Here is a 1,449-nt window from a genome sequence, read left to right as displayed (position 1 = left end):
GCGTTCGTGATCGGACAACTCCAGCAGCAGCGGCTTCGGACCAGGCATCACCACACCCTACAACCGCAAGCGAACTAACGACTCAGGACACTAGCGGATGGTTTGGAGTGCTGGTGCCCGATGGCAGCAACCGCGGAACGAGCTTCCTCTTGCCCGCGACGATCGACATCGCCAAGGGCGGGGTGCTGGTCGCCCTCCGGGGCGACAGGACCGCCCCCGCGCCCCTACTGTCGCTTCGGCCGAGGGAGCGCACACCCGTGCCGTGAGCCACGAGCGGGCCTTACGGCACGGTGTAACCGGCGGCGCGGAAGAGTTCGTACCACTCGGCGCGGGTGAGCGGCAGATCCGAGCCCTGTGCCGCGGCGGCCACCCGCTCGGGCGTGGTGGTGCCGAGCACGACCTGCATCTGCGCGGGATGGCGGGTGATCCACGCGACGGCGATCGCTTCGGCCGGGACGCTGTACCGGTCCGCCAGGCGGTCGACCACGGCGTTCAGCTCGGGATGGCGGTCCGAGCCGAGGAAGGGACCATCGAAGAACCCGGCCTGGAAGGGCGACCAGGCCTGGATCGTGATGTCGTGCAGACGGCAGTAGTCGACGATCCCGTCGTCCCGCACGACCGACTGGTCCAGCCCCTGCATGTTCGCCGCGACTCCCTGCGCGATCATCGGCGCGTGTGTGATCGACAGCTGCAACTGGTTCGCGACGATCGGTTGGCTGACATAGCGGCGCAGCAGGTCGAGCTGGCGCGGGGTCTGGTTGGACACGCCGAACGCACGCACCTTGCCCGAGGCTGACAGCTCGTCGAACGCCCGAGCGACTTCCTCCGGTTCCACGAGCGCGTCTGGGCGGTGCAGCAGAAGGATGTCGAGGTAGTCCGTACCCAGTGCGGCGAGCGAGCCGTTCACCGACTCGACGATGTGCTCGTAGGAGAAGTCGAAATACGGTCCGTCCGGGACGATGCCCGCCTTGGACTGGATGACGAACTGCTCGCGCTCGGACGAGGTCAGCTTCAGCGCCTCGGCGAAACGCCGCTCGCAGCCGTGCAGGCTCGAACCGTACACGTCGGCGTGGTCGAGGAAGGTGATGCCGCAATCGCGGGCGGTGCTCACGAGCGTCCGCACCTCGTCGTCGCTCTTGTCCTGGATCCGCATGAGTCCGAGGACGATGTTCGGCACCACCATGTCAGTGCTGGGAAGGGTGAAGGTCTTCACGGTTTCTCCGGGGTCGCATCAGGCGGACGGGCTGCTTGGTCGGCCGTGCGGACGGGTTCCCGCGCGAGCGTGACCTGGTACACGCCGCGGTCTCCAGGGCGGGCGAAGTCGCGCCGCGCGTTCACTGTAGAAATCAGCGATCTAGTGTCCTGAGTCGTTAGTTCGCTTGCGGTTGTAGGGTGTGGTGATGCCTGGTCCGAAGCCGCTGCTGCTGGAGTTGTCCGATCACGAACGCA

Annotated in this window: 1 protein-coding gene; it reads right to left on the bottom strand. The window is 66.7% G+C overall.

All coding sequences use genetic code 11. From position 1 onward, the window contains the following. Positions 1-280: 280 nt before the first annotated feature. Complete coding sequence (locus ACH41F_RS41775) at positions 281-1,213, bottom strand: aldo/keto reductase family oxidoreductase (protein WP_398839861.1); 933 nt, start codon at positions 1,211-1,213, stop codon at positions 281-283. Between the last annotated feature and the right edge of the window lie 236 nt (positions 1,214-1,449).

It is taken from the genome of Streptomyces sp. NPDC020489 (assembly GCF_044386545.1).
In the GTDB taxonomy this organism is placed as follows: Bacteria; Actinomycetota; Actinomycetes; order Streptomycetales; family Streptomycetaceae; genus Streptomyces.
The sequence above is the reverse complement of the archived record's forward strand: the minus strand, read 5'-3'. Positions and strand labels throughout refer to the sequence as shown.